Below are 25,989 nucleotides of genomic sequence, written 5' to 3'. Positions count from 1 at the left end.
ACCTCTGACTTCAATACATGTACCCCCACCCCTCTAAAACAGTAAAAAACTAAGCAATTTTTCCCTTTTTAGTGGTATAATGGGTCTACTAAATGCATAGGAGAACTCTATGGAGAGTGTGAAGGATTTAATTTTACAAGTAACGTTTATCCTGTTCCCCATTTATCTCTATCAGGCCATCTGGCTGAACCGGCCTGCTGCTTCCATCCCAAAGCCGAATTTTTTCCTCATTTATTCGCTTTGCTCGCTTTCGGCTGTTTTGTGCATGACCTTCCCCATCTACGTTATAGACGGCCTTTCTTACGGCCTTCACTACATTCCAATCTTATGTGCTGTCCTTTATGGCGGACCCGTACTAGGTGCAGCCGTGGCAGCGACCAGTCTGATCTACGGTTTTTATGCTGGAGGAGATGTCATCTGGCTTTCCTTTGTCATTTCTCCGCTCATGGTCATTCTTCCGACTCTTGCCGCATCCAGATGGAACGATTACAGACTGTCGGCCAAGCTGATTCTTGGCGTTCTTCTAAGTGCTTCTGAAACGTTACTTACTGCTGCAGCTTGTGCCATTTTTTATCCCCTCGGTTTGATTCGTTTTTCTGTTCAGCAATCAGGGTTCGAGCTTATCTATAATTTTATCCTTTTCTCCATCGTTTTGATGACAGCCATCTACTGCATCAACTCCACAAAAGAAAATGCTTATCTCAGAGCAAGGCTCATAAAAACCGAGAAACTGTCCATTGTCAGTGAACTCGCTGCCAGTGTGGCGCACGAAGTCCGGAACCCGCTCACCGTGGTCCGGGGCTTTATTCAGCTGATCGGCATGGATCGCAAAAACGATGATCCGAAAAATTCAGAGTACATCACTTTGGTCCTTTCCGAGCTGGATCGCGCCCAGGAAATTATCACCGATTATTTAAATCTGGCCAAACAGCAGTACTTTGAGAAAAATGAACTTTGCCTTTCTGACCTCTTGGAGGAAGTCATTAAAATTATGACATCTTATGCGAACTTCAAGAATGTCCACTTTAAAAACAATATCGCCCCCGGCCTTTATGTCTCCGGAGATGCTTCTAGGCTGAAGCAAGTGTTTTTGAACTTGCTGAAAAACGCTGTGGAGGCGGTTTCAGAAACGGATGGAGAAGTGAAAATTACCGCTTATGCGTCACATGAATTTACCCGGATTAAAATCAAAGACAATGGAGTCGGGATGACTGCCGAACAGCTCGCAAGGATCGGGGAGCCCTATTTTACACTGAAGGAGCGCGGGACAGGCCTCGGTTTGACCGTCACTTTTTCGATCGTTGAGCAGCACGGGGGAACCCTCAGGTACCAGAGCCAACCGGGTACAGGTACTTCTGCGACTGTGTCCCTTCCCTCCATTTCAAAAAATCTGTCTGCCGGTGCAGAATAAGAAAAAGCCCTGATTCGTAATCAGGGCTTAGCCTCAATCTCCACTTTTTTCTTATCCTTGCGCAAAGCCTCTTTTTCCGTTATCTTCCCGCAGGCAATCCGCGCACCTGATTCACCTGCCGGCTGAGACATTCCATCATCCGCCTTTTCGGTGATGATGATCGATGTTCCCCCTTTAAAGAACAAAGAGTTTTTTGCACCTTTCTTCAAGGTTAATTTGGGTCCCATCAGCTCTGCCTGTGCCTTGCCATCACTTTCGGCCACAATGTTCTGCAGGTCACCAAGGTGTGCTCCTTCAGGGTTCAGGAGCCCATGCTGCTTATTATCAGGGTTATAGTGCTCACCTGCCGTAATAAATTCAGGCCCTTCACACTCTGGATTCTGATGGATATGAACACCGTGCTCCCCGGCCTCAAGGCCTTCAAGCGCCACTTCAAACTTTATTCCTTCCGGCTGCTCCGACAGCTTGATCGTCCCGAGTGAATCACCGTCTGAATTAAACATTTCAGTTCCCATGCTGGAAATCTCTTCGTTTTCGCAGCCTGCAAGCAGAACGAGAGCTGCTGCAGCCATACATACTCGTTTCTTCAATACCGCCCCTCCATTCAAAATGGATTGATGGTTTAGTTTCTTCCGCAGTGCTGGTATTTATTCGGAGATGCAATTCAGACAAAAAAAAAGGAACCAGTTTCCTGCCTCCGCTTCAGTACTCTTTATCTTCCAAGTGCTTATATCTTTCCCTCGTTTCCCGCTCTTCTTTTCGTGACAGTTTGACAATAAATCGGAAGGCAAGAACAGCCAGTATGAGAAAAATGGCCATATGAAAAGCGGCGGGAATGTATTCCGTTTTATCCTCCGGAAAGTAAAGAAACAGTGACAAAATGAAATCCATAAAAGCGTTCACCCTTTCCTGTAAGATTCTGTCTTAACTATACCCTTTCCCGGCTTCTGTTCCAACTTCTTTTCTATGATAAGATAGACTAAAAAAGATGGGAGCCGGATCATATGGAGTTTCAGCAAGGTGATCAAGTAACAGGAATTTACAAAACCGGAAAATACGCCGGCGTCATCACAGCAATACGCCCGATGCATTATCTTGTCCAGGTCAAAGCTGTGCTGAAGCACCCTGTTCAAGGGGATTTGCATTCCCCAAAAAATGCGGAGGTTCCCCTGTTTCATGAGCGGAGAGCACTCAGCTTTAATGAACAAACGAATGTACCTAAAAATATGGTAAAAGAATTTACCGGAGACTTTCCCGAGTACTCCTCTTCTCTTCGGGATGCCCTTTTACAGCAGCGGGAAGAATTAAACGGAGATTCCTCCGATTGGGCTCAAAAATCCCTTGCCTGTCTTCAGGTGCTGGAAAAAGATTATCATTTGCGCTAAAAACCAAGAGCCAAATCACAATGGTGTGTGATTTGGCTCTAGGTTGCAAATTTGCTCAGCAGCTGTGAAAAATCCACTCTGTCCCCGATCGTCGTAGGATTTGGTTTTTCCAGGTACTTCTTGTCTTTTTCCACAAGCTTATAAATCTTCATGGTCGTCATTGCGTCATCGAGTGCTCGATGGTGCTGACCTGTTCCTTTTTTTCCATATTCCTCGACAGCCTTCCAAAGACCCGTCTGATTCCGGTCACCGAAGAATTTTTTATATTCCATCGAAAGATCGATCAACTCATCTTTTTCAAATGGGAATGGACACCCGTTTTTCTCGCAGTTCATCCTCAGCACCCTCATATCCATGTTGCCCCATGTAACCACTTTTTTCGGCCGGTCCAGCTGTGCCAGCAGTCCGGTGAGCTCTGCAAAGGAGATGCCCTGATCGACCTGTTCCTGGGTAATTCCAAGGAATGACTTGCATCGTTCGGTCAGCCTTTTCCCTTTTACAGGCGTCACGAACGAAGAAAACTCCTTCTCGATCTTTCCGTTTTTGCAGAAAACCAGGCCTGCTTCAATGATTTCAGCGTAAAAACCTTTGTAGCCCGTCTCCGGCATACTGAATTCAAAATCAATAAACAGCAGCGGTTTCGCCCCATCCATGATCCTGCCTCCTTTCATATGCATTTTATTACCATTATATCACCGCCCTTTCCAATTTAACTGTATTTTTAGAAAAATTTTCATTGGAAAAGCACACATTTTTCCATCACCTTTTTTTACAAGCTGTGTGCATAATCTTCTTCTCGGAACTGGAAATCAATGCTAGGATAAAAGAAGAATTGCGATTTTAATGGAAAGAGTGTGAATGGACGTTGAAAAAATGGTTCGGATGGCTTCTTATCCTCTCTCTGCTCCCTGCTACCCTGCTTTTGCTGCTTAGTTCAGGACAAGCCGTCGAAAGCTTGAAGCCCATTACAGAAATTATGGATGAAAAGATACAGCTTGATGACACACCGGCTTTTGTAAATAGTTATATAAAGGATGCTGAGGGAACGGTCATATCAGAGTTGGCCTCAGATGGACAGAAAAGGATCTGGCTGAACGGAGATGAGATTCCTCCAATGATGGAAGAACTGTTTCTCCAGTCGGAAGATCAGCGGTTTTATGAGCATGCCGGCCTTGATTTTGAGGGAACTGCTCGTGCCTTTATCGTAAATTTTAAAGCTAAGTCGCTGGATCAGGGCGGGAGCACGATTACTCAGCAGCTGGCCAGAAACCTTTATTTAAATCATGATCGAACGTATAACCGGAAACTGAGTGAGCTGCTGATTTCAATCCAGCTGGAGAGAAAATGGCCGAAGGAAAAAATACTGGAAAGCTATCTGAACACGATCTACTTCCGCAACAATGTATACGGGGTAGGAGCAGCGGCTGAATATTATTTCAGCAAACCCCTCAAGGCACTTACTCCTTCTGAAATGGCATACTTGGCTGCCATTCCGAACAATCCGGCTTTGTATGATCCGCTAAAGCACCCTGAGAATACAAAAAAGCGTCAGGAGCTGCTGCTGGAGCTTGTGGCCAATATTCAGATGCTTGACAGCAAGCAGCTGAACGAGGAAAAAAGCAGGCCGGTAACGCTGAATGTGAAAAAGAAGAAAGAGCTGTACCCGGATTATTCCGATTATGTTATGGAAGAACTGAAACAGGCGGTCGCTTTTAAAGAGAAGCTCAAGGATCCTGATGAAATCAGCAAAGCAGCCGGTGAATTAATAAGGACCGGCATCATCATTGAGACGCATTTGGACCCTTTTCTCCAGGAACGCATGTACAGGGCTAATGATTCCTTCACTTCAAAAAACCATCAATCGGCTGCCGTTATGATTGATCATCAAAACCGCCAGATTGTAGCAATGAGCGGAGGGAATCAATATAAAAAGCATGATTTCAACAGGGCCTTCCAGGCTCGCAGGCAGCCTGGCTCTTCCTTTAAACCGCTGCTGGATTACGCTCCATATGTTGATTCAAAAGGAGCGGGTACCAAGAGCCTCATAAATGCAAACGAGCTATGCATGGCTGGCTACTGTCCAAAGAACTATACGAAAAAAGAATATGGAATGGTGACGCTTGAAAAAGCTTTCAGCCAATCTTACAATACACCTGCTGTCAGAATGCTGAAAGAAGTGGGGATCAAGAAGGCCAATGCCTATATTAAGCCATTTGGCTTCAAGGATACGATTGAGCAGGGAAACTATGCTGCTGCACTTGGAGGGCTAAATAAAGGGGTATCTCCGCTTGAGCTTGCAAATGCCTATACTGCCTTCGGAATGAATGGGGAATACCAGCCCAGCAGGGCAATCAAAAGGATTACCGGACTGGATGGCACTGTTCAATTTGAATGGGACGATAAGCAAGTCCGGGTGTGGAGTCCCCGAACCAACGACATTATGCGGGAGCTGCTCGCATCTGTTGTCACAAAAGGAACAGGAAAAGCCGCCCGTTTTGAAGCGGATTACCTCGGAGGCAAAACCGGAACATCAAATGATTACAACGATCTGTGGTTTTCCGGCTTATCAGACCGATACACTGCTTCGGTCTGGTTCGGAAAAGATCAGAATGGATCGATGCAGCCTGTTTATGAACAGGGGACTATTTTGAACTATTGGAAGATGATGATGGGTGGTGACCGGGTTGCAGAAGGATACTAATTCTCCTGTTATCTTTTATGACGGTGTATGCAATTTATGCAGCGGAGCCGTCCAGTTCATGATCAAGCATGACAGATACAAAAAATTTAAATTTGCTTCACTTCAGTCAAAAGCAGGAGAGCTCATGCTTTTATCACAGTCCCTCGATCCTGTCCGCTTTGACTCATTTGTTCTTACATCCGGAGAAAAGGTCTACCTGAAATCGGATGCGGCCTTAAAGGTCGCCGGTATGCTCCCGTTTCCCTGGAAGCTGCTGGGCATATTCAGGCTGATTCCAAGGCCTCTCCGCGACAGCCTGTATGGATTCATCGCCCGCAACCGGTATAAATGGTTCGGCAAAAAGGAACAGTGCATGCTGCCGGATCCTTCGGTTAAAGAACGATTTCTAGACTGAGCAGGAAAAAACCCCGAAACGTTAAAAAGTTTCGGGGTTTTTTTTATAGGGGACGTTCCGCCTTTAAAAAGCTAGATCGGCAGACTGCTGATAAACCCGTTATAGAGCCGGAGGAATAAATAAAACAATCCAAGGGTAAAAACAAACCAGAAGAGAATGTTAAACAGGATCATGCCAAGCAGCGACCATGAGGTTACCATCGCGCTGGCCTGATAAATGATAAAGATGAAATAACAGAGTGTGCAAAGAAGAAAAACAGCCCCGATCAGCCAGATGAATTGGACGAGAAAAAGCGATATTCCGCCCCCAGCCAGATAAAAGGCAGATCCCGCCCTGATTTTATTCAGCGTAATCCCTTCTGAATCCTGGGAGAAAAAAAGAAAGGACAGCTCTGTAATCGTATTGGCAATAAGCTTAAGCGCCGAAAAAACCATAAAATAAACAAGTGCAAATAGGGCGAAAAGCGCGATCTTCATTTCACTTTCCGGAAAATAATTCAGCATGCTGCTGTATACGCCGAGATCCTTTAAAATTCCTGAAACATACATTACTGTCGAAATCGATAAAGAGGTACTGAACAGAAGGATGGAGATCAAAGGAAAATAACTGGTGAAATAAGTGTTTTTCATATGCTGGTCCCTTCCATAAGCATTCCTTACTATTATGCTTCGGAAGGGAAAAATTTGTAAAGGCTTATTTTTATCAGCGGATTTTCACATATTCTCTGCTATCAAATGCCTCCATATAAAAAAGCTCGCGTTCATGCCACCTCTCAGCGGGTCCCTGCAGTTCGATTTCTGTAATAAATTTGCTGCGGTCCGGAAAAATACCCGCTGGTTTTCTGGAGTTTTCTGCTGTTAGAGCCAGGATAAACAAGACGAAAAACAGCGTCACGCAAACAAAGGCTTTCTTTTTCATTCCCATCAGCTCCTTGCTAACATCTTGGCTTTATACACTTCTTGTTATACAAGCAGGAATGATTTTGTTATGATTATTATGAGTTCATATGAACTCGAAAAAATGAAATGATAAATTTTCCCATAAGGGCTCATACTAATTAAACTGCCTTAAATGAAGGAAAACACAAAAAACATCCGTATCAGACTGGAGGCTACATATGTCTTTTTTGCATCTTGCCATTTTACTGCCATTTATGGCGGCAATCTTGATCCCGCTTTTTTATAAGCAGCTGAAGCACATACATACCGGCTGGTTCGTTCTTGTCGTTCCGGTCATTCTCTTCGTTTATTTTTTTCAGAAAATCGGCCCTGTTTCAAAAGGGCTGAATGACTATTCCACTGCAAACTGGATCCCTTCTTTAGGCATTCAGTTTACTGTATATGCGGATGGACTGAGCCTGCTGTTTGCATTGCTCATCTCCGGTATCGGTGCATTAGTCGTCCTGTACTCCATTTATTATTTATCTAAGGAAAAAGAGGAACTTCACAAGTTTTATGTGTACTTGCTTCTTTTCATGGGAGCCATGCTCGGTGTCGTTCTCTCTGACAACCTGGTTGTGCTTTATACGTTCTGGGAGCTTACAAGCTTATCTTCCTTTCTCCTGATCGGATACTGGCATACGCGTGAAAAGTCCAGATACGGTGCTGTTAAGTCGATGCTCATTACCGTTTTCGGCGGTTTAAGCATGCTCGGCGGAATCATCCTGCTTTACTTGATTACCGGAACATTCAGTGTCCGGGAAATGGTGATTCAGGCAGCGGTCATTATGGAGCACCCACTCTTCTTAGCCGCGCTTATTCTATTTTTACTTGGTGCGTTTACAAAGTCCGCTCAGTTCCCGTTCTACATCTGGCTTCCGGATGCGATGGAAGCTCCTACTCCAGTTAGTGCTTATCTTCACTCTGCCACGATGGTAAAAGCCGGGATCTATTTAACAGCACGATTCACTCCGGTGTTCGGTCTGGCTCCTGAATGGTTCTGGCTTGTTGGGGGGATCGGTATTCTTACCTTGGCATGGGGATCTTTTAATGCCATTAAGCAAACAGATTTGAAAGCCATTCTTGCTTTTTCAACTGTCAGCCAGCTCGGACTCATTATGTCTCTGCTGGGGGCTGGTGCAGCTGCTCTTCACTTTGAATCACTGGATGATAATCTGTTTACGGTGGCTGCTGTTGCTGCCATCTTTCATCTGATTAACCATGCTACCTTCAAGGGGAGCCTTTTCATGGCAGCAGGCATCATCGATCATGAAACCGGGACAAGAGATATCCGCCGGCTTGGCGGTTTGATGAACTTCATGCCGATTACGTTTACGATCGCTTTGATCGGCGCGTTTTCGATGGCCGGCATTCCTCCATTCAACGGCTTCCTGAGTAAAGAAATGTTTTTTACAGGAATGGTAAACCTTCTGGAATTTGATCTCTTTAATGCGGATACGTGGGGGATTTTATTTCCAGTGCTTGCGTGGGTCGGCAGTGTATTTACGTTCATTTACAGCATGATCATCGTCTTTAAACCTTTTACCGGCAAACTGCAGGCAGAGAAGCTTGAAAAGAAGCCTCATGAAGCACCGCTTGGCATGCTGATCTCTCCTGTCATTCTCGCTTCCCTTGTCATTTTGTTCGGGATTTTCCCTAACATCCTGGCCGCGAGCATCATTGAGCCCGCAGCAGCTTCCATCTATCCGTTCCTTTTAGAAGACGGAGAAAAGTTCCATGTTCATATCTCTCACTGGCACGGTTTTTCTCCTGAACTTTACATGACAATCGGTGTGATTGTACTCGGTGCCATTCTTTATGCCACCCAGAGCAAATGGAAACGGTTGTTCAAGCTCTTTCCGGAAAAGCTTACGCTTAACCGCCTGTATGACCAGTCCTTACACGGACTTGAGAGCGGTTCGGAGAAAATACAGAAATTTTATATGACCGGATTTTTGAGGAATTACCTCGGGATCATCTTTATTTTTACAGCTGCATTAACCGGCTGGGCCCTTTTTGCACAATCTGCTTTTTCGTTTAAGGCGGAAAGCAATGCACCGATTGGTACGTATGAGGTTGTACTGGCTGTTCTGATGACAGCGGGCGTTGTCACCATCCTGTTCGCTAAGTCGCGGCTTACATCGATCATTGCTCTCGGTTCCGTAGGGTATGGAGTAGCATTGTTCTTCGTCCTTTTCAGGGCCCCTGATCTCGCATTGACTCAGCTTGTTATCGAAACCATTACAACCGCTCTGTTCCTTTTATGCTTTTATTATCTTCCGGAGCTTCAAAAGCGCGAAAAACTGGCATTCAAAGTGAATAACCTTCTCATTTCCCTTGGGGTTGGGACAGTCGTCACCCTTATTGCTCTCTCAGCGAACAGCCAGCGTGTCTCGAAGACCATTTCCGAGTATTTTATCGAAAACAGCTATAAAGAAGCAGGCGGCAAGAATATGGTCAATGTCATCCTCGTTGATTTCAGAGGATTTGATACATTGTTCGAGATCACGGTTCTTGGAATCGCCGCTCTTGGAATCTTCGCAATGGTTAAATTGAGGATGTCCAGAAAGGAGCAGTCATGAAAAGGACTAATTTGAAAACAAATGATTTAATTTTGCAGACAACGGTAAATATCGTATTTTTTATCATCTTCATCTTTTCGATCTATATTTTCTTTGCAGGCCACTATACACCGGGCGGAGGATTTGTCGGCGGGCTGCTGACGTCTTCTGCCATCGTTCTGCTGCTGCTCGCCTATGATGTGAAAACAGTGGCAGCGATCGTCCCTTTTAATTTTCTAAAGGTTGCGGCGGCAGGCCTGCTGATTGCACTCGCAACCGGAGCGGGAGGCATTTTTTACGGAGAGCCGTTTTTAAAGCATGCGCACGGCCCCGTTCATTTCCCATTATTCGGGGAAATCGAACTTGCCTCTGCTACTGCATTTGACCTCGGCGTCTATTTGACCGTTGTCGGTGTCACGATGACCATCATTCAAACGATTGGAGAGACAGAGTAATGGAAGTAATTATGGCAATCGTATGCGGCATTCTCTTTACAGCAGCGACTTACCTGATGCTCTCTAAGAGTCTTCTCCGGATTATCATCGGAACAGGTCTTTTAAGCCACGGCGCCCATCTCCTGATTTTAACGATGGGAGGCCTGAAAGATGGAGCTGCCCCCCTGCTTGGAGAGAAAGCAAAACTATATGTTGATCCGCTTCCGCAGGCACTGATCTTAACAGCAATTGTAATCAGTTTTGGTGTGACGGCCTTCATGCTTGTATTAGCTTACCGTACGTATCAGGAGCTCGGCACGGATGACATGGATAAAATGAGAGGAACTGATTCACATGAGTAACAACTTAGTAATGATGCCGCTGCTCATCCCTCTTTTTGCAGGGATCCTGCTGATCTTTTTCAATAGAAAGCCTGTTGTGCAGCGGATCATCAGTGTTCTTTCTTCAGTAGCCGCTCTTCTTGTATCCATCTTTTTGACCGGAACTGTTTTTCAGAACGGAATCCAGATTGTTGAAATAGGAGGCTGGGCTCCTCCGTACGGAATTGTTTTTGTAGCCGATATGTATGCAAGTCTTCTGGTTCTTAGCACGGCTGTCATTGGATTGACGGGGATTCTTTACTCCTTCAGGTCCATCGGCAGGGAACGGGAATACTTTTTCTATTATCCCGCTGTCCAATTTCTGCTGGCAGGTGTAACCGGAGCCTTTCTTACAGGGGACCTCTTCAACCTCTTCGTTTTCTTTGAAGTGCTCCTCATGGCATCCTACGTGCTGATGGTACTTGGCGGTACCAAGAGGCAGCTGCGGGAATCCATCAAGTACATATCGGTAAACGTGTTCTCTTCCGCCCTGTTTGTCATTGCTGTTGCGTTTCTTTACGCGGTTACCGGTACGCTGAACATGGCCGACCTCAGTGTTAAAATCAGTGAGAACGGGCAGACCGGCCTGATAACGGTCATCGCGGTTCTGTTTCTGGTCGTCTTCGGGATGAAGGGAGCCATCTTTCCGCTTTATGTCTGGCTACCCGGTTCTTACAACGCTCCGCCTGCTGCAGTAACGGCATTATTCGGAGCACTCCTGACAAAGGTTGGCGTTTATGCCATCACCCGTGTGTACACCCTCATTTTTATTCATGACAAGGCGTTTACACACGAGATTCTCACATGGCTTGCAGCCCTGACAATTCTATTTGGAGTCATCGGCTCCATCGCTTATTGGGATGTCAAAAAAATTGTGATCTATAACATTATCACTGCCATCGGGGTTATTCTTTTCGGCGTCGCCGTATCCACCCCGGCAGGCATCGAAGGCTCCATCTATTACCTGCTTCATGACATGATCATTAAAGGGGCTTTGTTCTTCCTGGCAGGAATTATGATCCGGATTACCGGCACGGCCGATCTGAGAAAAATGGGCGGACTGATCAGCCGTTATCCCCTCCCTGGCTGGATGCTGTTCATAGCTGGTGTCGCTCTTGCGGGTATTCCGCCATTAAGCGGCTTTATCGGGAAGTTAAAAGTGATTCAGGGGGGCATGGAGGCTGGTGAATATGCAATCGCATTTCTGGTGCTGTTTTCCAGCCTGCTCGTCTTGTATTCTGCAATGAAAATATTCATAAACGGCTTTTGGGGTGAGGAAAAACCAATTGCGGGGAATCCTGATGTAAAAGGCATGGTCTATCCCGCTGTCATACTGGTGGCCCTCTCGGCAGCATTTGGTCTTGGAACAGAGTTTGTAGCTCCTTTTGTTACACAAGCTGCAGAAACCCTGCTGGATCCCTCCATTTACATTGATGCCGTTTTGAAGGAGCAGTGATAGCGATGGCTTTTCAAGTATTATTAAACGTTTTTATAGCCTTTATGTGGATGTTTCTTCAAAACTCCTATACACTATCCGTTTTTGCGGCCGGCTTTTTGTTTGGACTGCTGATCATCTTTATCATGAGACGCTCTTTCTCCAGCCGGTTTTACTTTTTAAATGTACTCGCCGTCTTTACTTTGTTTACTATCTTTATTAAAGAGCTGATATTAGCGAACCTTTCCGTCTTAAAGGTCATCCTCTCACCGGTATTCAGCCATACACCTGGGATTTTCGCCTATGAGACAGAGCTTAAGAAAGACTGGGAGATCACCATGCTGTCCAATCTGATCACACTGACTCCGGGTACTCTCGTAGTCGACATTTCCGATGATAAAAAAACGCTCTACATTCATGCAATGGATATAAACGATGCGGAAGAAGCCCGTAAAGAAATCCGGGATTCGTTTGAGAAGGCCATTAAGGAGGTGAGCCGCTAAGATGTTTGATATCGTGATGAGGATTTCACTGCTCATTCTGGCTGTTTCAACACTGATGTATTTTTACCGGCTTGTTAAAGGTCCCACTGTTCCGGACCGGGTCGTTGCCCTCGATGCGATCGGCATTAATTTGATCGGCATGACAGCGGTCATCTCTGTCGTTTTAAAGACGAATTCATTTCTTGAAGTCATCCTGCTTCTTGGAATCCTGGCCTTTATCGGAACCGTCGCCTTCTCTAAATTTCTGGAGAAAGGAGAGATTATCGAAAATGATCGAAATCAGTAAAGCCATCAGCGGCTATCTTATTCTGCAGGGAGCTGTGCTTTGTTTCATTGCATCGATCGGTGTGCTACGTCTGCCTGATGTGTATACGAGAAACCATGCCGCCTCTAAAGGCGCTACGCTTGGGGTCATGAGCCTCTTGCTTGGGGTGTTTCTGTATTTCCTGATGGTCGAGGGCCATTTCAACTCAAGAGTGCTCCTTGGGATTGCTTTCGTCTTCTTAACCTCTCCCGTCGCCGGCCATTTAATTATGAGGGCTGCTTACAATACAAAAGTGCCCCTTTGGGAAAACAGTGTCCAAAATGATCTGAAGAAGAAAAATGCGGGAGATCCCGAGCGGACTTCCCATCCCCGGATCAGAGATAAATAGAGGAGAAATGAAAAAAGCGCCGCTGCGGCGCTTTTTTACTTCTTTTTGACAACAGCCATCGTGCATCTGGATATGCAGATCAGCTGTTCCTCTTCATCTGTAATTCTGATATCCCAGACCATCGTCGTTCTTCCTCTGTGAAACGGTACAGCCCGGGCTGTGACCATTCCATCCTTTTTTGCTTTTAGATGGTTCGCATTAATTTCCAGTCCGACACAAATCTCGTTGTCTTGATCTATAAAATGATAGGCTCCGATACTTGCTGCGGTTTCCGCTAATGCGACTGACGCACCGCCGTGAAGGATACCAAACGGCTGTCTGGTACGGCCATCAACGGGCATCGTTGCGGTAACACCCTCATCAGATACCTCTTTAATTTGTATCCCCAGCGCCTCCATCAATGTTCCGGACAAGTCCATTTCCATTACCCCTTCTAAAGAACAGTCTCGTTTCATAGCCGATTAAGAGACCGCTATTTTCTTAGAACGTTCGCCACAAAACAAAAATAGACAGCGAATAAAATAAGTGCGGGTATAACCGCCAAGATATTCATCTCATCCCCCTGTACAAGTCATTTCTATACATGACCATAATCATACGGGATGAATATATCGGTTATATTGAGAGATTGTGTAGTTTTTGTAAAAGTGACGCTTATCCAAAGCGGTAAAAAACCCGCACTTCTGCTGTTACCATCAAGGTTCCCGGAAAAACAGGAACCGGTGAGGCGGCAGGCGCAGCCATCAATGCAGCCCCCTCTCTCTCCAGCGGCACAAACCCATGGGAAACTTCTACGGCTTTTACCGGCGTCGTCTGCAGCTGGACACGGTAGCTCTCTGCCAGGACAGAAGCTTTTTCATACCCCTGTCTGACCGCAGCCTTAAGTGCAGCCGCTGCATACGGCTGCGGGTGGTCCAGCTTAAATTGCACGCGGTCGACACGGTTTACACCATTTTGAACGGCTGTATCCACAATCTCTCCGATGCGGGAAAGCTGATTGGTTTTAACCGAAAGAAGATTTACTACTTCATAGCCTTCCAATGTTTGTTTGCCGTCCTGAAACGAATATTTGGGCGAAATCGTATACGAAGCCGTCTGGATGTCCTCCCGGCTGATCCCTGTTTTGTAGAGAGCATTTACCGCTTTTTCCAGTCTGCGTTTATTTTCATCCTGTGCACTCTGGACATCCCGGGCCTCCGTCACGATCCCCAGCTGAATAATCGCCGTGTCAGGCGCCGCTTCAACGCTTCCCTGGCCGGTTACCTCAAATAGATTTTCTTTTCCGCCGCGAATCTGACTGCCTGGATGCGGCAAATAATGCTGCATGCGCACACTTCCCATCTTAAGGATTTCCCTTAAGTATATGAGTGCCGCCGAACGTTCTTTCCACTAATCAATAATCGATTCGGACTTGGCAATTAAAACAGCTTCGGTCCTTGAACCTACATTCAATTTATTAAAAATAGAGGTCAGGCTGTATTCGATAGACCGTTTGCTCAAATGGAGATTATCAGCAATTTCCTGATTGGTATGCCCTTTTTCAACTTCCTGAAGGATCGATTTCTCCCTGTCATTCAAGCTGTCCGTCTCAAAGCCCTGACCTTCCTGCTTCAGCCTTGGCTGAGTCAGGATCGTCTGCAGGTAATGATACGGCAGAACAATGTCTCCGTTGATTGCATGCCGGATGTAAGAAAGAATCTTTTCTTTTGATTCAGCCTTATTGATGGCACCGTAAATCCCCATCCGGATAGCATCTTCAAAATAATCCTCCACATCATAGCCGGTGTAAAGAATAATCCTGCAGTCTGAATGCTGCTCCAGTATCCCTCTCGACAGCTCCATACCGTTTATATCACCCAGATTTAAATCCATCAGAACCACATCATAAGGAGTAAAATCCATCTGCTCGACTGCCTCTAGCATAAATGGAGGATTCATAAAATCAACCGTGACTTCCGGATCCTTTTCCAAAATCGCTTTCGTGCCCTCACGCACAGCCGGATGATCATCCACAACTAGTATATGTATCATAAAACCCTCCTACCTCTCCTCGAAGCTAGTCTTATTGTATAAAAAAGACTTGGCTCCCGCCAAGTCTTTCTGCTGAAAAAGTTATATTTCAATTACTGCTTTAAATCCCTGACCCTTTGAAGTCTCAATGCTGAGAGTGCCTTTGAGGGCTTTCACTCTCTCCGTAATGCCTGAAAGACCCATGCTTTCCGGGCTGTATGAGATCTCATCCTGATTGAAGCCAACCCCGTCATCTTCATAATGAAGGACAATCTTATCCTTGATGCAGACCAGCATAATCAGCACATGGCTTGCGTGCGAATGCTTGTTGGCGTTGGTGAGAAGCTCCTGCACAATCCGGTACAGGTTCAGCTGGACATCCAGATCCGTATTCGGCTGGAACTTGCCTGCATTCATCCGGATTTCAAAATCCGCACTCTCCTGATACTGGCTGACAAGACGGTTCAGCGCTTTAACAAGCCCAAGATCATACAGCAGCTGCGGCCGCAGCTCCTGGCACGTCTCCCTTGTCGTCTTAATGATTTTCGTCATGTTCTCATTCATATCTTCAAGCTGATTCTTCAAATCAGCGGGAGCCGCCTCGAGCTCCACAAGCGCTACCTCACACTGACGCTTTAGGGAAATCAAATCCTGCAGCACCGAATCATGCAAATCCTTGGCAAGATTCGACCGCTGCTTCTCCTCGATGGAGAAGAACAGCTTCGTCAGCCACGACGGATTCGTCCCCTCCTTCTGCACAGTCTCCAAATGATTCATCAATTCCTCAATCTTAAGGAAATTCTCCAGCGAAACATTTGTATAGAAAGAAAGAGCCTTCAGCCAGGAAATTTCATCCCTCGTCAGTTTAGGCGTGTTGATGGATGAGAGGCAGAGAAGGATGTAGCTGCTGCCCTTTGAATGCCCAATATTTATAAAGAACCCTTTATCAACTTCTTTTATTTTCCCTACTTCATCCAGAACATCAGTAACTTTATCAAAGTAAGATTTAATATCGTTTTGATCTTCCTTTAAATTAGTGATTAAATTTCCATTGCGATCCACTTCAAAAAAATGAACTTTTGTTATTATCAAAACATCAATTATGATTTTTTTAAATTCATTTACTACCTGTTTTAAATTGTTAGCATTTCCAATCTCATTAATGAATTTAAATATGCTATCCTGGTAGTTGTATTTTTCAGAAAATCTTCTTAGCTTAAAGCGATAATCCACTATCTCTTTAAGATAAAAGACTAAAAGCATTAGCAAATATATGAATATAAATAATCTTATAGAATAAAATGCTGTGCTGCTGTCTTTTACAGTAATTGCTACCACCAGCAAAATAAAGGCAGGTACTATAGCCAATAAAGCATAATACCGAATTCTTCCTAAGATAAATTCTATGTCATAAATTTTTGTTGCAACAAACTGATACACTAAAGACAGTGGGATGAGCAAAAGAAATGATGCAAGAATAGCCGGCGAAAAAATATATTTTTTAAATATTACAAATGGAATTACATATAAGAATATGAAAGGAGCAAAAGCTAAAATGTTAGTAATAATGAGAACTTTAACCATATATTTTTGTTCTGAATACTTAACTTTTATAAATCCTCTGAATTTCAAAAAGAAAGATAGTATTATTAGAATAAAAAAAGAAATCAAGTTCGCGCTTTTTAAAAAGGTTGGAGGAAGGAAGATAAAGCTTTTTGTAATTTCAATAGATAAATTTAAAAAGACTAGTGTATAACCTGCTATTAAATAATTAAAGCTATATAATTTTTTTCCAAGTTCGTTAAAATACTGATAAATAAAATGGATATAGAGAACTGGGACTAAAAGAAAAGATAAGAGATTTACATATCTTAATAAAATGTCTCCTCTTCCAGATCCCATAGCACTTATATAGGAGACAGCAACCGATATAATAAATAAATTAAGTACAAACGCCGAGGCTAGCTTTAAGCGTTTGTTGGTTTTATATATATAGAACATACAAACCAAGCTTAGTATATAAAAAGCAGCCGGCAGAAGGACCATAAAAATACTTTGCTGGTTCAAAAGAGATTTTTTTTCTACTACTAAATGATTCCTTGGCCCATCTTCGTGTATTATATCCAAATGATGGACTTGTTCCAATGTTCCAAATCCGATGGATATATGGTTAGCAGCGGGACGGCCATTTATGCTTGATACTATATCACCTTCTACTAAACCAGCCTGATCAGCCCAAGCATTAGGATCTATCTCTTTGATAATTACTTCTTTGTTGGAGGTTACAGTAATGTTTGCTCCAATATACGGATAATTAATCGATAAATAAATGGAATATATAGCCACGATAAAGCTTAACAATACCATGGCTATATATATTTGCTTTTCTAAGCGGTGCATTGCAACACATCCAATAGATTGTTTACCAGAAGATCTTTAAAAGTAACTTAGCACCAAACAATGTTTAGCGTTTTACCGGAATTAATAATTCCTTCTAGCAGCCCTGTTATTTCTTCTAATTTTTCCAGGCCCACTACACTTGCTTCTCCATTAGCGATTTTTCCAATGACCTCTGGGTTTTCTAATAAATAGTTTACGACTTCTTGCATCATTTTTCATCTCCTAAATGAATTATTTTATCAAATGAGATTTAATTATCTCAATCTGATCAGTAGTTAATGACAATTTATTCAAGGATAATATAGCTTTTTGAATAGATATCTGCTTCATAACATTTAAATATGGAATTACTCCCGCTTTTAGAAGCATTGATTTGTAACTATCTACACTTCCATACATTTCTGAGTAAGACAATCCACTTTCAAAAAAACCCAGCAAATCCTCAGACTGACTATTAAACTTTCTGCCAATATATAATTTTGCCAAAGTGTTTTTTTTTGTTACTAGATCACTTTTATGAGAATGGAATAGGTCCCTGAAGTCATTGTCAATCTGAGCTGCAATACCAAAATGTATAGAATATTCTTCAACTGGGGTGAGGAAAGTATGAGTAGAATACAGCACTCCCGCCATTGAAGCCATCGCAATCAGAGACCCTGATTTCAGCTTCATCATTTCAAGACAGGCTTCTTCGGTTTGTGCGGAACCGGTTAAATCTTCATGCTGTCCCTGCATAGCCCGGATGGAGTAGTCGTGAACCATCGGAACGAGTAGTCCGCTGCGGTCCATTTCGGTAAACAACTGCATGCTGACCGTATACATGAGGGTTGCCAGGTTTAAAGCTTCCGGATGAGGAATCTGCATCCATGGTTCTTCTAAATTGTCCTGGTCCTCCAAGTCATCAAAAATATCAAACGAGCGTGCATAAAGTTCCACTGCGGCCGCAAGTTTATGCAGATCCTGTATAAGAGCCGCATTGCGGTTGTCCTCCCCGGCAAACAGTATGCCGTGCACATAGGCCAGCTGTCCAAAGAAGTAATGCTCTTTGTGGCGGATAAACGACAAAATTCGCTTTCTTGCGTTTTCATTCAAGATCCTTGAGGTTACCGATTGCGTGGATGCCTTTATTACTGCGTCTAAATTCAAGTGTAATTGGTCACTAATTGCAATCACCCCTTTAAAAGTAATATTACTATATATGCATTTTTTTTAATAGATAATTATAAAATTTTTACAATACTATAAAAATTAATCCCTTTTTTCCCAAATTAAAAGCAGCCCTCGCTTGGAGAGGGCTGCTCTGTTTCACCATTCTGTTTAATCTGTTCAAAGAAAAAAAGCTTCGTGAACGGAAGCTTTAAGACACTTTTACATATGCATATTTATCATATTTATCAATGCTTTTATTAATAGAACGCAGGGACTGTTTCGTTTCCTGAATTTCTTTTTCGAGCTGGTGGAGAATCTGTGTCAGTTCTTCAATCTTGTGTTGTGTCATTGCTTCCACACTCCTTTTGTCCTTGGGCTCGTGTTATTGCCTGGCCGCTTGCCCTTCGATATCTTTATTTTATAGGAGTGCAGGTCGTTTGTAACCGAAAATAAGGCGAAATTCTCAGTGCGTGATACCGCAAATTCTTCAATAGTTCATTAGTTCTAAATTTCATCCTGCAAACATAAGGTAATTACCCTATATTTCCGGATCAAATGACGTGACTCTTTCACTTTCAGCTGTTTTTATAGATAAAAAGTCCTTCATTGTTTCTTCGGCATATTTTACTGCCAGCAAACGCACTGTGCTTATCTCTCCGGGTCCATCGTACCGAATGATGACATCTTCAATCCATTCTTCGTTACAGACACATTCCGCTTCAGCCGCATATCCTTCATGATGGAAGACAAAGTTGATCACCAGCTTATTTCCCCACTCAAAGATTTTCGGTGCAAGCAAAGAGATCCCTCCTACATGCTATTTGCCTATGGAATTCGCTCTTTTTAATGAAAATCCTGCCGAAAGGTAAAAAATGGACAAATGGATCGCACTCCTTCATATACATAAAAGAGCTTAAGGGGGGATCGCAGGATGCCTGTACCGCTGAATGTACAGATCTATACGAGTGGAGTAAGAGCAAGTTCATATGAAGTACAGTCTTTGTTTGGGGAGATGCAAAAAATGCTGGCTGCAATCTCTGCTTCACCGCCATATGCATTTCAAATCAGAAAGCATGCGGAGCTTTCCAACATGAAAGAAGTCCGGAGGCTAATTCGCCAGTCCGGATTAGCATCTCCATTTGAAGTGTCTTATACACCGGACGGAATTACCATCCTTATCCTTAGACCGCGCGGAAGCCTGAGTGTCTTTCTTAAGTGGTAGTTAGCAAAAACAAGTTCGTATACATTGTGGAGGATGTCGAACACTAAACATGAGGTGATTGCATGGAGATCTTTTCTGCTGAGTTTTTAGCCTCACTGCTGTCCATTGTAGTCATTGACCTCGTGCTTGCCGGAGATAATGCGATTCTCATCGGATTGGCAGCACGGAACCTTGCACCGGAGCAGCGGAAAAAAGTGATCCTTTGGGGTACCGCAGGGGCAATCATCATCCGGGCCATTGCTACCTTCGCTTTTGTCTATTTGCTTAAGATTCCCGGCTTGCTGCTTGCAGGAGGGGTCATATTACTTTGGATTGCATATCGGCTGCTGACTGATAATAAAGAACATGATGTAAAAAGCGGGACCAGTGTGGGCGCAGCGATACGGACCATTATCATTGCGGACGCTGTTATGGGTCTCGATAATGTACTTGCGGTCGCAGGTGCAGCGCACGGAAGTTTTTTGCTCGTTTCCCTGGGGTTGCTTATTTCGATTCCAATTGTGGTATGGGGGAGCACACTGATTTTGAAATTTATCGACCGCTTTCCGGCTATCATTATCATTGGAGCAGCGATATTAGCTTGGACTGCTGCTAAAATGATTGTAAAAGAACCTTTTCTAAAGCCTTATTTTCGAGAAGAATGGATTACTTATACATTTGAACTTGCTGTTATTATTGCCGTAACAGGCTTTGGCTATTTGCGGAAAAAGCAGTTACACAAAAGAAGTACAGCCGGACAAAATTAAATCAAGGGCAGCCTGGCGGCAGCCCTTGTTTCGTATTTATTCAGCATTTACGGCACTTCATGCCCCATGGAAGCATGGAGAATGTCAAACCACTGCTGTCTGTCCATTTTTAAATCCAATGACCTTACTGCGGCCTGAATCCGTTCCGCTTTACCTGATCCCACAATCGGCATAATTTTTGCCGGGTGTGCTAACAGCCAAGCATAAAGAACTTCATCAATGCCTTCCGCGCCCATCTGCTCTCCGGTCTGCTCCAGCACAGGAATCAGACGTTTTGCCTTCTCATCTTCCTGTTTAAAGATCTGTCCTCCTGCAAGCGGTGACCATGCCATCGGCGGAATTCTCTTCTCCTGGCACAAATCCAGCGTACCATCCTCAAAGTTTTCAAGCTGATAGGCAGAAAGCTCAATCTGGTTTGTTACTAAAGGGAAATCCAAGTACGACTGCAGCATATTGAACTGCGAACGCTTAAAGTTTGAAACGCCGAAATGCCGGACTTTTCCTTCTTGCTTCAGCTGATTAAATGCTTCTGCTGTTTCTGCAGGATCCATGAATGGGTCCGGGCGGTGGATCAGCAGTACATCTATGTAATCGGTTTGAAGGTTTTTCAATGACTGCTCGGCTGACTGAATGATATGGGATTTTCCCGTATTATAATGCTTGATCCGGTTTTCCGGACGATTTTCCGAAATCAGGGCGATTCCGGCTTTTGTTATAATCTCCATTTTGCTTCGCAGTGAAGGCTTAAGTGCAAGCCCTTCCCCGAATAACTGATCGCTCGTGTATCCTCCGTATATATCTGCATGGTCAAAAGTGGTGATGCCCATGTCCAGACACTGTTCGATGAGCTTCAGGCGTTCTTCCCTGCTCATATTCCAGTCGGCCAAGCGCCATAATCCGTGAATAATCCGTGTAAATGACAAATCTTCTGCAATTTGTATGCGTTCCATGTATCATGCTCCTTTCAGATTAATTGTACATGATAAAAAATGAGAATCACAGTATTGCGCTTTCCTATTCCATGTTCATCAATTGTTCTGCCCAATTTAGAGCGGACACGTAGCAGCTGTAGATTTCCTCTGCTGTCAAGCCCGTTTCCGGAAGCTGAAAATCAGCGAGTTCAATCCGGCGTGCCCATCCATAAACGCGTGCCTGATCATTGTCTGCTCCTGATAAAGCATCCTTGATGCAGTCTGCAAGGGGAAGGCCGTTGAGAACAGCCTGCATGTCCCTCCTTAAAAGAGTATCGATTAGCGAAAACATCCCCGTCATCAGGTAGGATGACGTATAATCCCGGTTTGTTTTCAATGCCAGCTGTTCACAAATCCGCCCTCTGATCAGCGATAATCGGATGACTTCATGAGTGATTGGATCGTTTCCATTAGAAAAGCTTCTGACCGACATAATGTAGATCCATCTTTTGATTTCTTTAAGTCCCAGAAGGACGATGGCCTGCTTAATGGAGTGAATCGGCCTGGCTGGACGCAAAGCTGGAGAATTCATCAATTTGAGAAGCTTATAGGAAAGGGAAAGATCCTGTTCAATATAATGCGCCACTTCATCTATATCCGGCTCATCCTCGTTCAGCTCTTTGATGATTTTGAAATAGGACAGTACATTCAGAGGCATATCCTGTCCGGAAAGAATAACAGGCTGACTGAAAAAGTACCCTTGGAACAGCACACAGCCGAGCCTTTCTGTCAGCTGAAACTGTTCATGGGTCTCCACTTTTTCCGCTATGTACGTGACATTGTATTTTTTTGTGTAGCTCATCATTGCAGCAAGATCTGCTGATTCGGTTTTTGTTAGATCCACTTTAATATAGTCTACGAGGCTGAGAATTTCCTGAGCCTCCGGGCTGATCGCCTCTTTCCTGATAAAAAAATCATCCAGTGCGATTTTAAACCGTTTGGCTTTCAGTGCCCTGCAGATTCCCGCCAGTTTTGATGATAGAGGGATGTCCTCGAGAATTTCTATGACTGCCGATTCCGGATCAAGGTAATGGAAGATCCCCAATTCAAGCAATTCCTCTGTAAAGTTGATAAAGCACGGCTTTCCGTCTGAAAGCTCTTTTATCCCCATATTTAAAAAGCTGTCCACAATTAAATTCATCGTTGCTTCGCTTCCGCTGATTCCGGGAAATTTGTTATCTTCACTGTTCCTGTAAAGCAATTCATATGCTGCTACATGACCCTGCGCCGTAAAAATCGGCTGTCTTCCGATAAAAACTTTCATGGTGCTCCACCTCTATACCTAAGCCTTTTTACTCATTATTTTACGGCAACGGCTCGAAGATAGGTGTCGAAATTTGTAAAAACCCTTAGATTTTTACAAGATTTTATCCATTGGAAGCAGACCTTATTTATTTAAAAAATACAAAATCAACTTAACTAACCAAAACAAAGCAATCCAAAGCGGTATGCTGATTGCCAGAGCCCACAGCAAACCTTTAAAAAAATGGCCATCCTGTTTCATCATGATGCCTCCTCATATTAAGCGTTATGGCCTGTCTTTCCTGTTTTTATAACTAATTTATGCGATTATGTTCCCTTATTATACTAGGCGTATGCTCTGTTTCAAGCCTCACATTCCTTTCCGCCCTGCATATAGTAAAAAAGGAATTTTCCCAGCAGCGAACAAACCTGTGTCAGGAGTGAAATACATTGCCGGTCATTTCCGGAAAACAATTTATCGATCGGTTAAACGAAATGAACTCAGCCATTTGGTATAAAGGGGTACGCATTAAAGAGCCTATTTCTGAACACATGGCCTACAAAGGGGCGATCGGGACGAAAGCGGCGCTTTATGATCTGCAGCTGCTCCCTGAAAAACTGGACCGCATGACATACCGGTGTCCGGATACGAAGGAACTCACCGGACTTTCCTTCCTTCGTCCCAGAACGAAAGAAGATTTGTCCAGACGCCGGATCATGATGACGGAATGGGCAAGAAAGACCCATGGCATGATGGGCAGAACGCCGGATTACATGAATTCAGCATTGATGGCACTTGCTTCCTCTGCAGACATCCTTAAGGAACAGGATGATGAGTTTGCAGGAAATCTGGTCCGCCACTATGAAAGGGCGAAAAAACAGGACTTATCCTTTACACACAGCTTTATTAATCCCCAGACAAACCGGTCTTCTGCTTTTTACGATTCCGACCATCACCCTGTAGCCGCAAAAGTCGTAAAAAAAACCTCTGAAGGCATCATTGTTAAAGGTGCCAGGCTGCTTGCAACCGGAGGCGGGATGACAGATGAGGTACTTGTCTTCCCATCAGGAGGAGGAATCCAGTCAAAGGAATTCGCATTTTCCTTTTCCATACCGAGCAATACGGAAGGCTTGAAATTTGTGTGCCGGGAATCGTTTGTACTGGGAGAATCATCTTTTAATTATCCTTTATCGTCACGGTTTGAGGAGATGGATACGCTTGTCATCTTCGACCATGTTCTCGTTCCATGGGAACGGGTATTTTTCTATCACCGGCCGGATCTTGCTGCGCGGCTGTTTAATGAGAGTTCTTTTGCCCATCAGGCGCTTCATCAGGTGGTCAATCGCCAGATTGTAAAGCTTGAGTTTCTGCTTGGTCTTTCCCAGCTGCTGGTTGCCACATTAAATGTGAGTGAATACCAGCATATTCAGGAAAAAATAGCTGAATTAATCATCAGCAAGGAAGCGATCGAGGCTCTTCATCAAAAATCAGAGAATACCGCGGCTGCTGACCGCTGGGGCACGATGAGGCCGAATCTCCAGCCCCTGTATGCTGCCATCTGTCTTCATTCAAAGATTTATCCCCGCGCCATCGAGATCCTTCAGCAAATTGGCGCCGGAGGTCTGCTCGGAATCGTATCAGAGGAAGATTTCGCCTCTGAATTATCCGAGGAAGCCTTACACTATCTCCAAGGAACAGCAGTGGACGGAAAAATGAAAACCGCGTTATTCCGGCTCGCCTGGGATGTTTCCATGAGCGGATTCGGTGCCCGCCAAACACAGTACGAACGCTATTTCTTTGGCGATCCTGTCCGGCTTGCTTCAAACCTTTATAAGTTTTATCCCCGTCAGCATATGATGGACGAAGTTCTGCAATTCCTGGAACTAAGTCCTTGAATGGCTGGCAAAACAAAACCCGGAAGCCTGAAGAAGGGTTCCGGGTTTTGCATTTCCATTTCAGCAAAAGGCTGATAAGACTCAGCTTTACCATTCTGTTATCCACTGGCTGATTTTCGCAGCAAGCCGCCCGGCTTCCTCTTCCGGCACAGCTTCCTTCAGCAGCGGAGCAAGCCCTATGCTGCTGTCCTCATAGGAGACAATGACGGATCAATGATGACAGGGCACGGCAATCAGGTAATGTTTTCATAATTAGATACTACATCGTTTTTTTGGCAAATGAGCCCTTCTGATTTTCATAGGCTTTTCCTTTTAATCGGCGGACGCCTTACTCTTCTTTTGCAGCTTGTATGGCCGAAATCGGTCTAAGCGTTTCTGCCGCCTGCAGGATTTTAAGCGTCAGCTGATTTCTTTCAGGAGATTTTCTTTTTGAATGAAGCACTTCCTCCACCTTGCTTTCTTCTGTACCAGCAAGCATAGCAATGCATCCTTTTTCATTCATTGTAATCACCTCTTGTATAAATCCTACAAAAACTCAAAATAGGAATCAATGCTTTCTGCGAATCTTAACAAATCTGCAAACAGGGTTCTATGCATTAATGGATGTACTTTGATCATTTACATCATTATCGTAGCTGTTTGTCAAACTGCGGGAATTATATAATCTGTTTCCATCGCCATTTGAAAGAGCGCCTGAGCCTACCGCTGATTTAAACACACTTTTCGGAGAAATCGTAAACGTATCACCAACCTTAAATACCCCGGAGACATTTTCAATCTCCATCGGACCTGTAAATGCAGGCATTTGGTCACCTCCCCTTCATTTCAGCCTATGCCCAGGAAGGAAAATCGGTTCATACGAACAATTGGGCGCTCTTTGCATACACTGTAAAAGCAATGGAGGAAGGTGATGGAGTGGCTACAACGATCAACCTGTTTCATCTTAAAGTGAACAGCGTCTCCTACAATGGATCTGTAAATATTGGAGAAACCATCCATTACAGCCATATGGCCAATTCTAAATCAACCGGGATGAACTCTTCCTGCGGCGACTATTCTCCTGCTGATTCTCTAATGGAAAACATCTATATCGATCCGGACCAAAGCGATCAGGCAGAAGTTGGAAACATCGATGGATTTACTGCGAATCAAATGTAGGGAGAGACAAAAATGCCTTATCAAATTAATATATTTAATATTATGGTTAACGGAGTCACTCAAAATGGCAACGTGGATTTCGGAAATGTCACACAGAACAGTCATACAGCCAACTCCAAATTTGTAGGGGCCAACATCTCGTTAGGAGATTTGTCTCCGGCATTGTCTCAAATGGCAAACGGCAATATCGATCCGGATATCAGTGACCAGGACCAGATAGCCAATCCGTCATTCCCGGTTACAACGCAAATTTGAACTACCCCCACTTAATTTCCTTGCAGAAATTTGAAGTGGGGGATTCCTAAGAACACGGGCGTAACCGCCCGTTATTGATTAGGCGATCCCCGCAGTCCCTGCGGTTAGAAGCCTCAAGGTTTCGGTCAAAATGTTTTGGCTCGCG

General features: G+C 44.2%; 33 protein-coding genes. 16 read left to right on the top strand and 17 right to left on the bottom strand.

Features of this window, described 5'->3' with window-relative positions; all coding sequences use genetic code 11:
* Positions 1–109 precede the first annotated feature (109 nt).
* On the top strand, positions 110–1,411 hold the full coding sequence (locus GKZ89_RS19245) for an ATP-binding protein (RefSeq protein ID WP_155114028.1): 1,302 nt from the start codon (positions 110–112) through the stop codon (positions 1,409–1,411).
* Positions 1,412–1,431: 20 nt separating this feature from the next.
* On the opposite strand, the gene GKZ89_RS19240 is transcribed toward GKZ89_RS19245, so the two are convergent.
* Both GKZ89_RS19240 and GKZ89_RS19235 read right to left on the bottom strand, forming a co-directional pair.
* Complete coding sequence (locus GKZ89_RS19240) at positions 1,432–1,983, bottom strand: superoxide dismutase family protein (protein WP_155114041.1); 552 nt, start codon at positions 1,981–1,983, stop codon at positions 1,432–1,434.
* 130 nt (positions 1,984–2,113) lie between these two features.
* A complete protein-coding gene (locus tag GKZ89_RS19235) occupies positions 2,114–2,302 on the bottom strand; it encodes a hypothetical protein (protein ID WP_155114027.1) in 189 nt (62 codons plus the stop codon).
* Positions 2,303–2,415: 113 nt separating this feature from the next.
* Between GKZ89_RS19235 and kapB the strand changes: the two genes are divergently transcribed.
* On the top strand, positions 2,416–2,796 hold the full coding sequence (gene kapB, locus GKZ89_RS19230) for a kinase-associated lipoprotein KapB (RefSeq protein ID WP_155114026.1): 381 nt from the start codon (positions 2,416–2,418) through the stop codon (positions 2,794–2,796).
* Positions 2,797–2,834: 38 nt separating this feature from the next.
* On the opposite strand, the gene kapD is transcribed toward kapB, so the two are convergent.
* Entirely contained in the window at positions 2,835–3,449 is a 615-nt protein-coding gene (gene kapD, locus GKZ89_RS19225; RefSeq protein WP_155114025.1) for a 3'-5' exonuclease KapD, read from the bottom strand.
* Positions 3,450–3,661: 212 nt separating this feature from the next.
* Here kapD and GKZ89_RS19220 point away from each other — a divergent pair, with 212 nt between their 5' ends.
* Both GKZ89_RS19220 and GKZ89_RS19215 read left to right on the top strand, forming a co-directional pair.
* Positions 3,662–5,497, top strand: a complete 1,836-nt coding sequence (locus tag GKZ89_RS19220) for a transglycosylase domain-containing protein (protein ID WP_155114024.1) — start codon at positions 3,662–3,664, stop codon at positions 5,495–5,497.
* Positions 5,481–5,891, top strand: a complete 411-nt coding sequence (locus tag GKZ89_RS19215) for a thiol-disulfide oxidoreductase DCC family protein (protein ID WP_155114023.1) — start codon at positions 5,481–5,483, stop codon at positions 5,889–5,891. The genes GKZ89_RS19220 and GKZ89_RS19215 overlap by 17 nt, the downstream gene beginning before the upstream one ends.
* Positions 5,892–5,962: 71 nt before the next feature.
* Here the strand turns inward: GKZ89_RS19215 and GKZ89_RS19210 are convergent, their stop codons facing one another.
* Both GKZ89_RS19210 and GKZ89_RS19205 read right to left on the bottom strand, forming a co-directional pair.
* Positions 5,963–6,520 carry a DUF5366 family protein gene (locus GKZ89_RS19210; protein WP_155114022.1) on the bottom strand — a complete coding sequence of 186 codons (558 nt, stop codon included), beginning with the start codon at positions 6,518–6,520 and terminating at the stop codon, positions 5,963–5,965.
* Between the two features lie 73 nt (positions 6,521–6,593).
* On the bottom strand, positions 6,594–6,809 hold the full coding sequence (locus GKZ89_RS19205) for a hypothetical protein (RefSeq protein WP_155114021.1): 216 nt from the start codon (positions 6,807–6,809) through the stop codon (positions 6,594–6,596).
* A 199-nt stretch (positions 6,810–7,008) separates the two neighbouring features.
* Between GKZ89_RS19205 and GKZ89_RS19200 the strand changes: the two genes are divergently transcribed.
* From GKZ89_RS19200 to mnhG, 7 genes are read left to right on the top strand one after another with little or no spacing between them, the layout of a single operon-like run.
* Entirely contained in the window at positions 7,009–9,411 is a 2,403-nt protein-coding gene (locus GKZ89_RS19200) for a Na+/H+ antiporter subunit A (RefSeq protein WP_155114020.1), read from the top strand.
* Positions 9,408–9,845 (top strand): Na(+)/H(+) antiporter subunit B, encoded by a 438-nt coding sequence (locus tag GKZ89_RS19195; RefSeq protein ID WP_155114019.1) that lies wholly within the window; start codon positions 9,408–9,410, stop codon positions 9,843–9,845. The genes GKZ89_RS19200 and GKZ89_RS19195 overlap by 4 nt, the downstream gene beginning before the upstream one ends.
* Positions 9,845–10,186 (top strand): Na(+)/H(+) antiporter subunit C, encoded by a 342-nt coding sequence (locus tag GKZ89_RS19190; protein WP_155114018.1) that lies wholly within the window; start codon positions 9,845–9,847, stop codon positions 10,184–10,186. The genes GKZ89_RS19195 and GKZ89_RS19190 overlap by 1 nt, the downstream gene beginning before the upstream one ends.
* Positions 10,179–11,660 (top strand): Na+/H+ antiporter subunit D, encoded by a 1,482-nt coding sequence (locus GKZ89_RS19185; protein ID WP_155114017.1) that lies wholly within the window; start codon positions 10,179–10,181, stop codon positions 11,658–11,660. The genes GKZ89_RS19190 and GKZ89_RS19185 overlap by 8 nt, the downstream gene beginning before the upstream one ends.
* Before the next feature lie 5 nt (positions 11,661–11,665).
* The gene (locus GKZ89_RS19180) at positions 11,666–12,142 is read left to right on the top strand and encodes a Na+/H+ antiporter subunit E (RefSeq protein ID WP_155114016.1); all 477 of its coding nucleotides are present in this window, start codon (positions 11,666–11,668) and stop codon (positions 12,140–12,142) included.
* Between the two features lies 1 nt (position 12,143).
* Positions 12,144–12,428, top strand: a complete 285-nt coding sequence (locus GKZ89_RS19175; RefSeq protein WP_155114015.1) for a Na(+)/H(+) antiporter subunit F1 — start codon at positions 12,144–12,146, stop codon at positions 12,426–12,428.
* Complete coding sequence (gene mnhG, locus GKZ89_RS19170; RefSeq protein WP_155114014.1) at positions 12,412–12,795, top strand: monovalent cation/H(+) antiporter subunit G; 384 nt, start codon at positions 12,412–12,414, stop codon at positions 12,793–12,795. Before GKZ89_RS19175 ends, mnhG begins: the two co-directional genes overlap by 17 nt.
* A gap of 35 nt (positions 12,796–12,830) precedes the next feature.
* On the opposite strand, the gene GKZ89_RS19165 is transcribed toward mnhG, so the two are convergent.
* The 8 genes from GKZ89_RS19165 to GKZ89_RS19130 all read right to left on the bottom strand — a co-directional run bounded on the left by GKZ89_RS19165 (position 12,831) and on the right by GKZ89_RS19130 (position 19,153).
* A complete protein-coding gene (locus GKZ89_RS19165; RefSeq protein ID WP_194201639.1) occupies positions 12,831–13,214 on the bottom strand; it encodes a PaaI family thioesterase in 384 nt (127 codons plus the stop codon).
* Between the two features lie 235 nt (positions 13,215–13,449).
* Positions 13,450–14,121: an SIMPL domain-containing protein gene (locus GKZ89_RS19160; protein WP_162357103.1), complete on the bottom strand. Its 672-nt coding sequence runs from the start codon at positions 14,119–14,121 to the stop codon at positions 13,450–13,452.
* Between the two features lie 63 nt (positions 14,122–14,184).
* Entirely contained in the window at positions 14,185–14,826 is a 642-nt protein-coding gene (locus tag GKZ89_RS19155) for a response regulator transcription factor (protein ID WP_155114012.1), read from the bottom strand.
* Positions 14,827–14,907: 81 nt separating this feature from the next.
* Entirely contained in the window at positions 14,908–17,205 is a 2,298-nt protein-coding gene (locus tag GKZ89_RS19150; RefSeq protein ID WP_155114011.1) for a histidine kinase, read from the bottom strand.
* Positions 17,206–17,252: 47 nt separating this feature from the next.
* Positions 17,253–17,417 carry a competence pheromone ComX gene (gene comX, locus GKZ89_RS19145; RefSeq protein ID WP_155114010.1) on the bottom strand — a complete coding sequence of 55 codons (165 nt, stop codon included), beginning with the start codon at positions 17,415–17,417 and terminating at the stop codon, positions 17,253–17,255.
* A gap of 19 nt (positions 17,418–17,436) precedes the next feature.
* Positions 17,437–18,297 (bottom strand): polyprenyl synthetase family protein, encoded by an 861-nt coding sequence (locus GKZ89_RS19140; RefSeq protein WP_162357100.1) that lies wholly within the window; start codon positions 18,295–18,297, stop codon positions 17,437–17,439.
* A gap of 265 nt (positions 18,298–18,562) precedes the next feature.
* Complete coding sequence (gene degQ, locus GKZ89_RS19135; protein WP_155114008.1) at positions 18,563–18,703, bottom strand: degradation enzyme regulation protein DegQ; 141 nt, start codon at positions 18,701–18,703, stop codon at positions 18,563–18,565.
* 189 nt (positions 18,704–18,892) lie between these two features.
* A complete protein-coding gene (locus GKZ89_RS19130; RefSeq protein ID WP_155114007.1) occupies positions 18,893–19,153 on the bottom strand; it encodes a hypothetical protein in 261 nt (86 codons plus the stop codon).
* A 132-nt stretch (positions 19,154–19,285) separates the two neighbouring features.
* Here GKZ89_RS19130 and GKZ89_RS19125 point away from each other — a divergent pair, with 132 nt between their 5' ends.
* Together GKZ89_RS19125 and GKZ89_RS19120 are read left to right on the top strand one after the other, a co-directional pair.
* Positions 19,286–19,576, top strand: a complete 291-nt coding sequence (locus GKZ89_RS19125; protein ID WP_155114006.1) for a YuzC family spore coat inner layer protein — start codon at positions 19,286–19,288, stop codon at positions 19,574–19,576.
* Positions 19,577–19,638: 62 nt separating this feature from the next.
* On the top strand, positions 19,639–20,322 hold the full coding sequence (locus GKZ89_RS19120) for a TerC family protein (protein ID WP_155114005.1): 684 nt from the start codon (positions 19,639–19,641) through the stop codon (positions 20,320–20,322).
* A 47-nt stretch (positions 20,323–20,369) separates the two neighbouring features.
* Here GKZ89_RS19120 and GKZ89_RS19115 read toward each other — a convergent pair whose 3' ends face one another.
* Complete coding sequence (locus GKZ89_RS19115) at positions 20,370–21,272, bottom strand: aldo/keto reductase (RefSeq protein WP_155114004.1); 903 nt, start codon at positions 21,270–21,272, stop codon at positions 20,370–20,372.
* Between the two features lie 64 nt (positions 21,273–21,336).
* Positions 21,337–22,557: an EAL and HDOD domain-containing protein gene (locus GKZ89_RS19110; protein ID WP_155114003.1), complete on the bottom strand. Its 1,221-nt coding sequence runs from the start codon at positions 22,555–22,557 to the stop codon at positions 21,337–21,339.
* Between the two features lie 428 nt (positions 22,558–22,985).
* On the opposite strand from GKZ89_RS19110, the gene hpaB reads away from it, so the two are divergent.
* The gene (gene hpaB / locus GKZ89_RS19105) at positions 22,986–24,431 is read left to right on the top strand and encodes a 4-hydroxyphenylacetate 3-monooxygenase, oxygenase component (protein WP_155114002.1); all 1,446 of its coding nucleotides are present in this window, start codon (positions 22,986–22,988) and stop codon (positions 24,429–24,431) included.
* Between the two features lie 328 nt (positions 24,432–24,759).
* On the opposite strand, the gene GKZ89_RS19100 is transcribed toward hpaB, so the two are convergent.
* Together GKZ89_RS19100 and GKZ89_RS19095 are read right to left on the bottom strand one after the other, a co-directional pair.
* Entirely contained in the window at positions 24,760–24,933 is a 174-nt protein-coding gene (locus GKZ89_RS19100; protein ID WP_155114001.1) for a hypothetical protein, read from the bottom strand.
* An 87-nt stretch (positions 24,934–25,020) separates the two neighbouring features.
* Positions 25,021–25,236 (bottom strand): spore germination protein, encoded by a 216-nt coding sequence (locus tag GKZ89_RS19095; RefSeq protein WP_155114000.1) that lies wholly within the window; start codon positions 25,234–25,236, stop codon positions 25,021–25,023.
* Between GKZ89_RS19095 and GKZ89_RS19090 the strand changes: the two genes are divergently transcribed.
* Both GKZ89_RS19090 and GKZ89_RS19085 read left to right on the top strand, forming a co-directional pair.
* On the top strand, positions 25,227–25,589 hold the full coding sequence (locus tag GKZ89_RS19090; protein ID WP_430697667.1) for a spore germination protein: 363 nt from the start codon (positions 25,227–25,229) through the stop codon (positions 25,587–25,589). The two genes, GKZ89_RS19095 and GKZ89_RS19090, sit on opposite strands and share 10 nt — an antisense overlap.
* Positions 25,590–25,601: 12 nt before the next feature.
* Positions 25,602–25,844, top strand: coding sequence for a spore germination protein (locus tag GKZ89_RS19085; RefSeq protein WP_155113999.1), 243 nt, complete (start codon positions 25,602–25,604; stop codon positions 25,842–25,844).
* Positions 25,845–25,989 lie beyond the last annotated feature (145 nt).

The organism is Metabacillus mangrovi (assembly GCF_009711125.1).
GTDB classification, from domain to species: domain Bacteria; phylum Bacillota; class Bacilli; order Bacillales; family Bacillaceae; genus Metabacillus_B; species Metabacillus_B mangrovi.
The sequence above is the reverse complement of the archived record's forward strand: the minus strand, read 5'-3'. Positions and strand labels throughout refer to the sequence as shown.

Excerpts from the sequence above, each read along its gene's own strand:
- GKZ89_RS19195 (WP_155114019.1), top strand. The coding sequence starts at position 9,408 with ATGAAAAGGACTAATTTGAAAACAAATGATTTAATTTTGCAGACAACG.
- GKZ89_RS19120 (WP_155114005.1), top strand. The coding sequence starts at position 19,639 with ATGGAGATCTTTTCTGCTGAGTTTTTAGCCTCACTGCTGTCCATTGTA.
- GKZ89_RS19210 (WP_155114022.1), bottom strand. The coding sequence starts at position 6,520 with ATGAAAAACACTTATTTCACCAGTTATTTTCCTTTGATCTCCATCCTT.
- comX (WP_155114010.1), bottom strand. The coding sequence starts at position 17,417 with ATGATGCAAGAAGTCGTAAACTATTTATTAGAAAACCCAGAGGTCATT.
- GKZ89_RS19125 (WP_155114006.1), top strand. The coding sequence starts at position 19,286 with ATGCCTGTACCGCTGAATGTACAGATCTATACGAGTGGAGTAAGAGCA.
- kapB (WP_155114026.1), top strand. The coding sequence starts at position 2,416 with ATGGAGTTTCAGCAAGGTGATCAAGTAACAGGAATTTACAAAACCGGA.
- GKZ89_RS19090 (WP_430697667.1), top strand. The coding sequence starts at position 25,227 with ATGCAGGCATTTGGTCACCTCCCCTTCATTTCAGCCTATGCCCAGGAA.
- GKZ89_RS19190 (WP_155114018.1), top strand. The coding sequence starts at position 9,845 with ATGGAAGTAATTATGGCAATCGTATGCGGCATTCTCTTTACAGCAGCG.
- GKZ89_RS19155 (WP_155114012.1), bottom strand. The coding sequence starts at position 14,826 with ATGATACATATACTAGTTGTGGATGATCATCCGGCTGTGCGTGAGGGC.
- GKZ89_RS19110 (WP_155114003.1), bottom strand. The coding sequence starts at position 22,557 with ATGAAAGTTTTTATCGGAAGACAGCCGATTTTTACGGCGCAGGGTCAT.
- GKZ89_RS19185 (WP_155114017.1), top strand. The coding sequence starts at position 10,179 with ATGAGTAACAACTTAGTAATGATGCCGCTGCTCATCCCTCTTTTTGCA.
- GKZ89_RS19165 (WP_194201639.1), bottom strand. The coding sequence starts at position 13,214 with ATGGACTTGTCCGGAACATTGATGGAGGCGCTGGGGATACAAATTAAA.
- GKZ89_RS19205 (WP_155114021.1), bottom strand. The coding sequence starts at position 6,809 with ATGAAAAAGAAAGCCTTTGTTTGCGTGACGCTGTTTTTCGTCTTGTTT.
- kapD (WP_155114025.1), bottom strand. The coding sequence starts at position 3,449 with ATGGATGGGGCGAAACCGCTGCTGTTTATTGATTTTGAATTCAGTATG.
- GKZ89_RS19175 (WP_155114015.1), top strand. The coding sequence starts at position 12,144 with ATGTTTGATATCGTGATGAGGATTTCACTGCTCATTCTGGCTGTTTCA.
- GKZ89_RS19095 (WP_155114000.1), bottom strand. The coding sequence starts at position 25,236 with ATGCCTGCATTTACAGGTCCGATGGAGATTGAAAATGTCTCCGGGGTA.
- GKZ89_RS19240 (WP_155114041.1), bottom strand. The coding sequence starts at position 1,983 with ATGGCTGCAGCAGCTCTCGTTCTGCTTGCAGGCTGCGAAAACGAAGAG.
- GKZ89_RS19085 (WP_155113999.1), top strand. The coding sequence starts at position 25,602 with ATGCCTTATCAAATTAATATATTTAATATTATGGTTAACGGAGTCACT.
- GKZ89_RS19180 (WP_155114016.1), top strand. The coding sequence starts at position 11,666 with ATGGCTTTTCAAGTATTATTAAACGTTTTTATAGCCTTTATGTGGATG.
- mnhG (WP_155114014.1), top strand. The coding sequence starts at position 12,412 with ATGATCGAAATCAGTAAAGCCATCAGCGGCTATCTTATTCTGCAGGGA.
- GKZ89_RS19115 (WP_155114004.1), bottom strand. The coding sequence starts at position 21,272 with ATGGAACGCATACAAATTGCAGAAGATTTGTCATTTACACGGATTATT.
- GKZ89_RS19245 (WP_155114028.1), top strand. The coding sequence starts at position 110 with ATGGAGAGTGTGAAGGATTTAATTTTACAAGTAACGTTTATCCTGTTC.
- GKZ89_RS19150 (WP_155114011.1), bottom strand. The coding sequence starts at position 17,205 with ATGCACCGCTTAGAAAAGCAAATATATATAGCCATGGTATTGTTAAGC.
- GKZ89_RS19235 (WP_155114027.1), bottom strand. The coding sequence starts at position 2,302 with ATGGATTTCATTTTGTCACTGTTTCTTTACTTTCCGGAGGATAAAACG.
- GKZ89_RS19160 (WP_162357103.1), bottom strand. The coding sequence starts at position 14,121 with ATGCAGCATTATTTGCCGCATCCAGGCAGTCAGATTCGCGGCGGAAAA.
- GKZ89_RS19100 (WP_155114001.1), bottom strand. The coding sequence starts at position 24,933 with ATGAATGAAAAAGGATGCATTGCTATGCTTGCTGGTACAGAAGAAAGC.
- GKZ89_RS19200 (WP_155114020.1), top strand. The coding sequence starts at position 7,009 with ATGTCTTTTTTGCATCTTGCCATTTTACTGCCATTTATGGCGGCAATC.
- degQ (WP_155114008.1), bottom strand. The coding sequence starts at position 18,703 with ATGACACAACACAAGATTGAAGAACTGACACAGATTCTCCACCAGCTC.